Source organism: Streptomyces sp. UNOC14_S4 (assembly GCF_020740835.1).
GTDB lineage: Bacteria > Actinomycetota > Actinomycetes > Streptomycetales > Streptomycetaceae > Streptomyces.
Genome location: NZ_JAINFC010000386.1, coordinates 1 through 7,414, shown reverse-complemented (window position 1 = coordinate 7,414; position 7,414 = coordinate 1). Strand labels below are relative to the sequence as shown.

Annotated in this window: 9 protein-coding genes and 1 pseudogene; 7 read left to right on the top strand and 3 right to left on the bottom strand. The window is 73.6% G+C overall.

Translation table 11 applies throughout. From position 1 onward, the window contains the following. Both K6I34_RS27295 and K6I34_RS27290 read left to right on the top strand, forming a co-directional pair. Positions 1–729 (top strand): response regulator transcription factor (locus K6I34_RS27295; RefSeq protein WP_229329703.1); only part of this gene is annotated, 729 nt, incomplete at its 5' end. Beyond that, positions 722–1,834 (top strand): HAMP domain-containing sensor histidine kinase, encoded by a 1,113-nt coding sequence (locus K6I34_RS27290; protein WP_229329701.1) that lies wholly within the window; start codon positions 722–724, stop codon positions 1,832–1,834. The genes K6I34_RS27295 and K6I34_RS27290, both read left to right, overlap by 8 nt. A 13-nt stretch (positions 1,835–1,847) precedes the next feature. Here K6I34_RS27290 and cynR read toward each other — a convergent pair whose 3' ends face one another. Beyond that, entirely contained in the window at positions 1,848–2,765 is a 918-nt protein-coding gene (gene cynR, locus K6I34_RS27285; RefSeq protein ID WP_229329699.1) for a transcriptional regulator CynR, read from the bottom strand. Between the two features lie 125 nt (positions 2,766–2,890). Between cynR and K6I34_RS27280 the strand changes: the two genes are divergently transcribed. The 3 genes from K6I34_RS27280 (at position 2,891) to K6I34_RS27270 (ending at position 4,630) form a co-directional block, all read left to right on the top strand. Then, complete coding sequence (locus K6I34_RS27280) at positions 2,891–3,481, top strand: carbonic anhydrase (protein WP_229329696.1); 591 nt, start codon at positions 2,891–2,893, stop codon at positions 3,479–3,481. Between the two features lie 91 nt (positions 3,482–3,572). After that, a complete protein-coding gene (gene cynS / locus K6I34_RS27275; RefSeq protein WP_229329694.1) occupies positions 3,573–4,043 on the top strand; it encodes a cyanase in 471 nt (156 codons plus the stop codon). Positions 4,044–4,129: 86 nt separating this feature from the next. Next, positions 4,130–4,630: a nucleoside deaminase gene (locus K6I34_RS27270; protein ID WP_229329692.1), complete on the top strand. Its 501-nt coding sequence runs from the start codon at positions 4,130–4,132 to the stop codon at positions 4,628–4,630. Positions 4,631–4,688: 58 nt separating this feature from the next. Here K6I34_RS27270 and K6I34_RS27265 read toward each other — a convergent pair whose 3' ends face one another. Continuing rightward, positions 4,689–5,087, bottom strand: coding sequence for an ACT domain-containing protein (locus K6I34_RS27265; protein WP_229329690.1), 399 nt, complete (start codon positions 5,085–5,087; stop codon positions 4,689–4,691). A 140-nt stretch (positions 5,088–5,227) separates the two neighbouring features. Here K6I34_RS27265 and K6I34_RS27260 point away from each other — a divergent pair, with 140 nt between their 5' ends. Continuing rightward, complete coding sequence (locus K6I34_RS27260) at positions 5,228–5,650, top strand: glyoxalase (protein ID WP_229329688.1); 423 nt, start codon at positions 5,228–5,230, stop codon at positions 5,648–5,650. Between the two features lie 16 nt (positions 5,651–5,666). Here the strand turns inward: K6I34_RS27260 and K6I34_RS27255 are convergent, their stop codons facing one another. Next, positions 5,667–6,884, bottom strand: coding sequence for an alpha/beta hydrolase (locus K6I34_RS27255; protein ID WP_229329686.1), 1,218 nt, complete (start codon positions 6,882–6,884; stop codon positions 5,667–5,669). A gap of 148 nt (positions 6,885–7,032) precedes the next feature. On the opposite strand from K6I34_RS27255, the pseudogene K6I34_RS27250 reads away from it, so the two are divergent. Further along, positions 7,033–7,414, top strand: a pseudogene (locus tag K6I34_RS27250) (ArsR family transcriptional regulator); the annotation flags it as partial.

Sequence of the window (7,414 nt, the reverse complement as noted above, 5' to 3'; positions counted from 1 at the left end):
CCGCCCGCCCGCGTGCTCGTCGTCGACGACGACCCGACCGTCTCCGAGGTGGTGTCCGGCTATCTCGACCGGGCCGGTTTCGCCGTGGACCGCGCCGCCGACGGGCCCGGCGCGCTGGAGCGGGCCACGGCCGTCCGTCCCGACCTGGTCGTCCTCGACCTGATGCTGCCCGGCATGGACGGTCTGGAGGTCTGCCGCAGGCTGCGCGCGGCGGGCCCGGTGCCCGTGATCATGCTGACGGCGCGCGGCGACGAGGACGACCGTGTCCTCGGCCTGGAGGTCGGCGCGGACGACTACGTGACCAAGCCGTTCAGCCCGCGCGAGCTGGTACTGCGGGTCGCGTCCGTGCTGCGCCGCGTCCGTGCGCGGCCCGCCGTCCCGGCCGCCGCTCCCCCGCTGCGCGCGGCGGGGATCACCCTGGATCCGGCGGCGCGGCGCGCCACCAAGGACGGCACCGAACTCGCCCTGACCGTCCGCGAGTTCGATCTGCTGATGTTCCTGCTGCGCAACCCCGGGCGGGCCTGCGGGCGCGAGGAGCTGATGCGCGAGGTGTGGGGCTGGGAGTTCGGCGACCTGTCGACGGTGACCGTGCACGTGCGGCGGCTGCGCAGCAAGGTGGAGGACGACCCGGGGCAGCCGCGGCTGATCCAGACGGTGTGGGGCGTGGGGTACCGCTTCGAGGCACCCGCCGACGAGCGGCCCCCGGCGGACGGGGGCGGCCGTGCGTGACGTCCTGCTGATCGCCCTGTTCGCGTTCCTCGGCGCGGCCGCGGCCGGGCTGCTGGGCGCGGTGGCGCTGCGGGCGCTGCGGCACCGCTCCGTGGCGGTGTCCCTGACCGTGGTGGCGGCCGTGTCGGTGACGGCGATGCTGGCGGGGACGCTCGCGGTGGCCTGGGCGATGTTCCTGTCCTCGCACGACCTCACGGTCGTCACGACGGTGTGCGCGATGGCCGCCGTGGTCTCGCTCGCGACGGCCCTGCTGCTGGGGCGCTGGGTGGTGGCCCGCAGCAACGCCCTGACCCGGGCGGCCCGTTCCTTCGGCGACGACGGGAGCTTCGCCCCGCCGGGCGGCGGCGCGACCGCCGAACTCGCCGCGCTCGGCCGCGAGCTGGCCGCCACCAGTGAACGGCTCGCCCGGTCCCGGGAGCGGGAGAAGGCGCTGGAGACGTCACGGCGCGAGCTGGTCGCCTGGATCTCGCACGACCTGCGCACCCCCCTCGCCGGGCTGCGGGCCATGTCGGAGGCCCTGGAGGACGGCGTGGCCGAGGACCCGCAGCGCTACTTCCGGCAGATGCGCGCCGAGGTGGAGCGGCTGAACTCCATGGTCGGCGACCTCTTCGAGCTCTCCCGCATCCACGCCGGGGCGCTGCCGCTGAACCCGAGCCGCATGTCGGTGTACGACCTGGTGGGCGACGCCCTCGCGGGCGCGGGCCCGCTGGCCCGGGAGCACGGCGTACGGCTGGTCGGCGACCGCGTCGACCAGGTCCCGGTGGAGGTCGACGGCAAGGAGATGACCCGCGTCCTGGGCAACCTCCTCGTCAACGCCATCCACCGCACCCCGGCCGACGGCACCGTCGCGGTCGCGGCCCGCCGCGAGGCGGACACGGTCGTGCTGTCGGTCTCGGACGGCTGCGGCGGCATCCCGGAAGCGGATCTCTCCCGCGTCTTCGACACCGGCTGGCGCGGCACCGAGGCCCGTACCCCGCCCGCGGGCGCGGGCCTGGGCCTCGCCATCGTCCGCGGCATCGTCGAGGCCCACGCGGGCCGCGCGACGGTCCGCAACATCCCGGGCGGCTGCCGCTTCGACGTGATCCTGCCCGCGGCGGGGTCCTGACAGGGACCCGGCCTCAGGGGGCGGGGGCATAGGGGCGGCCGCGGACGTACTCACCGGCGAGCCGGGCGAAGGCGCGGGCGGCGGCACTCCGGTAGGCGTCCGCGCGGCTGAGGAGGGTGACGGCGCGGCGGGGAAGGGCCGGGTCGAGCGGCACGGGGACGAGACCGGCGTGCTCATGGGTGATGGCGTCGGGGAGCACGGTGGCGAGCGGCGCGCGCTGGACGATCTCGGTGAGGGCCTGGACGGAGTTGGCCTCCACCGCGATGCGCGGGCTGACGCCGTGCAGGGCGAAGTAGTCGTCGATGTGCCCGCGCGTCGCGAAGTCGGCCGTCAGCAGGGCCAGTTGCAGATCGCCGAGGTCGCGCGCGGAGAGCGGCGCGCCCCCCGCGGGACCGACGTGACCGGCGTGGGCGACACCGGTCACGAGGCCGAGAGTCTCCTCGAACAGGGCGGCCGCGGTGATGCCCGGCAGATGGGGGCCGGTGAAGGCGATGCCGAGGTCGAGGTCGTCGGCGAGCAGGGCGGTTTCGATGCGGTCCTGGGTCATCTCCTCGACGGTCAGGGTGATGCCGGGGTGCCGGGCGCGGAGTTCGGCGGTGAGCGGGCCCACGAGGTAGGCGGTGAAGGTGGGCGTGATCGCCAGCCGCAGGTGCCCGCGCGAGAGGTCCCGTACGTCGTGGACAGCGCGTTCGCCCGCGGCCAGGTCCCGCAGGGCGCGCCGGGCGTGGCCGGCGTACGCCGCACCGGCGTCGGTGAGGCGTACGGCGCGGCCGGACCGGTCGAGCAGCTGCACGCCCAGGGTCCGCTCCAGCTGCTTGACCTGCTGGGAGAGCGTGGGCTGGGAGATGTGCAGGTCCTCGGCGGCGCGGGTGAAGTTGCCGTGCTCGGCCACGGCGAGCAGATAGCGCAGATGACGCAGTTCCAGAGCCATACCAACGACTATAGACCTCATCTATAGCTCCCATGGTTACCACATCTTGGACACTATAGGTCCAGGTCATGCATGGTGGATCTCGCCGCCCCACACGGGACGGCAGCCACCGAAGGGAGTGACCCATGACCGACCTCGCCGACGGCGTCGCGCGATTCCAGCGGGACGTCTTCCCGGCCAAGGAGGGCCTGTTCGCCCGGCTGGCCACCCATCACGCGCCGCACACGCTGTTCATCGGCTGCTCCGACGCCCGCGTGGTGCCCGAGCTGATCACCGGCTGCGAGCCGGGCGAGCTGTTCGTCATCCGCACGGCCGGCAACCTGGTGCCCGCGTACGCACCCCGCACGGACGGCATCGCGGCCAGCGTCGAATACGCGGTCGCCGCCCTGGGGGTCAGCGACATCGTCATCTGCGGGCACTCCGCCTGCGGCGCGATGACCGCCCTGGCCGAAGGCCACGACCTGGGTGCCATGCCGACGACCGCCGACTGGCTGCGCCACGCGGACGCCGCGCGGGCCCGCGCCACCGCTCCCGGAGTCGACGCTCTCGTACGGAGCAACGTCCGCGCCCAGCTGGCGAACCTGGTCACCCACCCCTCGGTGGCCCGCGCCCTGGAACAGGGCACGGTCACGCTGCACGGCTGGTGCTTCGACATCGGCAGCGGCACCGTCGAGGAGCTCGACCTCACCGGCCGGGCGACCGCTCTCGCGGCCTGACCGCCACCTCTTCGAACTCACTCGAATCCACTTGAACCCGCCGCTCACCTTCCCTTACCGGAAGCGGCAACCCCGAAAGGAAACCCTTCTCATGGTGCACGCCCAGTTCGACAACGCCGCTCGCGAAGCCCTGGCCGCCAAGGCCGTCGAGGCGAAGGTCCGCAAGGACCTGTCCTGGCAGCAGATCGCCGACGCCGCGGGCCTCTCGGTCGCCTTCGTCACCGCCGCCGTGCTCGGCCAGCACCCGCTGCCCAAGGCCTCGGCCGAGGCCGTCGCCGAGCTCCTCGGTCTGGACGCCGATGACGCGATGACGCTCCAGATCATCCCCACCCGCGGCTCGATCCCGGGCGGCATCCCCACCGACCCGACCATCTACCGCTTCTACGAGATGCTCCAGGTCTACGGCACCACGCTGAAGGCCCTGGTCCACGAGCAGTTCGGGGACGGCATCATCTCCGCGATCAACTTCAAGCTGGACGTGAAGAAGGTCGCCGACCCCGAGGGCGGCGAGCGCGCCGTCATCACCCTGGACGGCAAGTACCTGCCGACCAAGCCCTTCTGATCCGGATTCAGGAGAGTTTCCCGCACGGGGGCGGGCCGGGCCTTTCCCGGCCCACCCCCTTCCCACTTCACCGGAGAGACCCACTCATGGACTTCGCCCAGCACACCATCGACATCGCCCGGCAGAACGTCGCCGAGGGCGGCCGCCCGTTCGCGACCGTCATCGTCAAGGACGGCGAGATCCTGGCCGAGAGCCCGAACAAGGTCGCGCAGACCGGCGACCCGACCGCCCACGCGGAGATCCTCGCCATCCGCGAGGCCTGCACCAAGCTGGGCACCGAGCACCTGACCGGCACCACCATCTACGTCCTGGCCCACCCCTGCCCGATGTGCCTGGGCTCGCTCTACTACTGCTCCCCCGACGAGGTCGTCTTCCTCACCACCCGCGACGCCTACGAGCCGCACTACGTGGACGACCGCAAGTACTTCGAACTCAACACCTTCTACGACGAGTTCGCGAAGAACTGGGACGAGCGCCGCCTGCCGATGCGCCACGAACCGCGCGCCGCGGCCGTCGACGTCTACGCGTTCTGGCAGGAGCGCAACGGCGGCGAGCGCCGCGTGGCCGGAGCGCCCACCTCCGACTGACCCCGTGGCGGCGTTCCGCGGAGCCGGAGGCCTCGGACGGAGGCTTCAGACGGAGACTTCAGGCGGAACGCCGCGCCAGGTCCTCCAGGACGGCCATCGCCCGGTCGACGTGCTCATGGGGCACGAACAGATGGTCGTGGTGGAATCCGGCGACGACGTTGCAGCTCAGGCCCGCGTCGGCGAGCTCCTTCGCGACCGCGGCGGTCAGGCCGACCGCGTCCAGCGCGGAGTGGACGGTCAGCGTGATCCAGCCGGCCACGTAGTCGTAGGCCATGCCCGCGGCGTCCGCCTCCTCCTGCCGCACGACCAGGGTCGTCCCCTCCCGCTCGGCCACCGTGACCACGGGGCCGAGGCCGGAGGGCACACCGCCCTCGACCGTGGTGAAGACGTACCGGCCCGGGTTCGGCTCGGGGCTCATGCCGCTCAGCAGCGTCCGCAGATCACTCTCACCAGCCATGATCACCACAGTACGCGGAGGGGGCGGTACGGGGCTCCCGGCCCGCCGGTGACCTCGCGCACTCCTGCGGCGCGGGCGTTGTCGGCGGCACCGGTGGCCAGTACGTTCGTGCCACCGACAGCGAGCAGGCGGGGGTGCCCATGGGCAGCGACGACCGTACTTCCACCGGTGGCGGAGGCACCACGGAGCACTTCTTCGGCGGCCTCCACCATGTGCAGCTGGCCATCCCGCCGGGAGCGGAGGAGCAGTGCCGCCGGTTCTGGGGCGACATCCTCGGCATGACGGAGCTGGAGAAGCCCCCGGTGCTCGCGGCCCGCGGCGGCTGCTGGTTCCGCGGCGGCGGTGTGGAGGTCCACCTCGGCGTGGAACAGGACTTCGCCCCGGCCCGCAAGGCCCACCCGGGCATCCTCGTCCACGGCCTGCGCGGCCTCGCCGACCGCCTGGAGGCCCACGGCCACGAGGTGGTCTGGGGCGAGCGGAACACCCTCCCGGGCCATGAGCGCTTCCACGCCTTCGACAAGCTCGGCAACCGGCTGGAGTTCCTGGAACCGCTCCCCGAGTGAGCCCGGGCGAGATGGCTCAGCCGCGTACGGGCAGGTGGCGGGCGAAGAAGCCGTGCACACTGCGGCGCACCAGAGGCACCGACCGCTCCGGCGCCGACGCGCCGACCAGCGCGGTACGGGCCGCGCGCGGCATCAGGCCCGCCGCCTGCAACTGAGGCGCCGTCACGGCGTAGTCGGTGAACACCCAGTGCGCCGTGCCGCCCAGGCGTCGTCTCCCGACGCGGCGTCCCCGTGTCACGGACCAGGAGCGGTCCAGCTCCTCACGGTGATCGAAGCCTTCGGTGCCCAGGAGGAGCAGGGGGCGGTCCGTGCCGTACCGGGCCACCGGATAGAGCTCGCCCGTGGGGTGGTCCAGATAGCCCTCCAGGTCGGCCGCCGCGGCGATGCGGGGGTCCTCGTACAACGCCTGTGCCGTCGCGGTGCCGCCCGCCGAGTGCCCGTAGGCCCCCACTCTGCGCGGGTCGAGCGCGTGCCCGAGGCCGGTGGGCAGGGGGCGCCCCGACGCGTCCGGGTTGCGTCCCGCGGCCAGCGCCTCCACCTGGTCGAGGACGAACCGGGTGTCCGCGATCCGGGTGTCGATCAGGGCGCGGAAGAGCTCCGGATCGGTCCGGGGGTCCCCGCGCAGGAACGTCTCCCGGACCCGGCCGCCGGGGAACTCGACCTCGCTCGCGTCGCCCGGGTGATCCATCGTCACCACGACATAGCCGTGGCTCGCGAGCTCCTCGGCGAGCGTGCTGCCCATGGTGCGCGGGTCGCCGCCCCCGGGGCCGTAGAGCAGCACCGGCCGCCGTACGGGCTGCGCGGGCGCGCCGGGATACGCGTGCGTGCGGGTGGCGGCCCAGTCCACCCCTGCGGCCGGGAGGCCGTGCATCCGCACGTCGATGTCGCGGTACGACGCGACCGCGCCCGCCGTGAGCTGCGGTGCGGCCGGGTGGCCCGGAACCGCGCGGGCCGGGTAGAGCACCGTGACCATCATGTCCCGCGCGCCGCCGCCCGCGTCCCACGGGTCGCGCCGTGAACGGTCGATCAGGTGCAGCGAGGCCGCGCCGACCGGGTGCGGCCCGGTGGGAGCGGGAAGCCGCAGCGTGAGCCCTCGCCCTCCCGCGCCGCCGCCGTTCACTGCCGCCCGGGCGGCGCCGCCCCCGCACAGCAGAGCGGCAGCGGCCAGTGCACCCGACGTGGTGACGGCCCGTCGGCTCACATACCCGGTCTTCGATCCGTCGTCGCGTTCCACGATTCTCCCTTGTGACCTCGGTCCTTGCGCCCTGCGGCGGCCCCTGGCCCAATGGCCGGGGCATGACGGAGTGTCGGCCCGGGGCGGGGAGGCGGGCGATCCTTCAAGCCCTGCCCGAAAGGATGGCGCGGCACCGCCGGGGAGAGCAGTGATCCGGATCCACCTCACGGCCGCGGACTGGGCACGCGTGCGCTTCGCGCCGCACCCGGCCCCGCTGCAGGAGCTGAACGCGGCGTTCATGACGCTGTGTCACCCCGGGGACACCCTGCTCCTCGGCCGGTGGCGGCAGCGGCTGTTCCGGTCCCTGCCCGCCGCCGTCGAGCCGCTGGCGGATCTGGTGCCCGTGCGGCAGGCCCCGCTCTTCCTCGACGTGTTCGGCGACGACCTCGGCGAGGCACTGGACACGCCGCGTGCCACAAGCCCCGCGCTGGTCCGCGCGGAGCTCGAACGGGTCTACGCGGACGCCCCCTCCCCCGCCCCGCCCTGGGTCCGCGGGCTGCACCGGGGCGACGCCGACGCCTGGCGGGTCC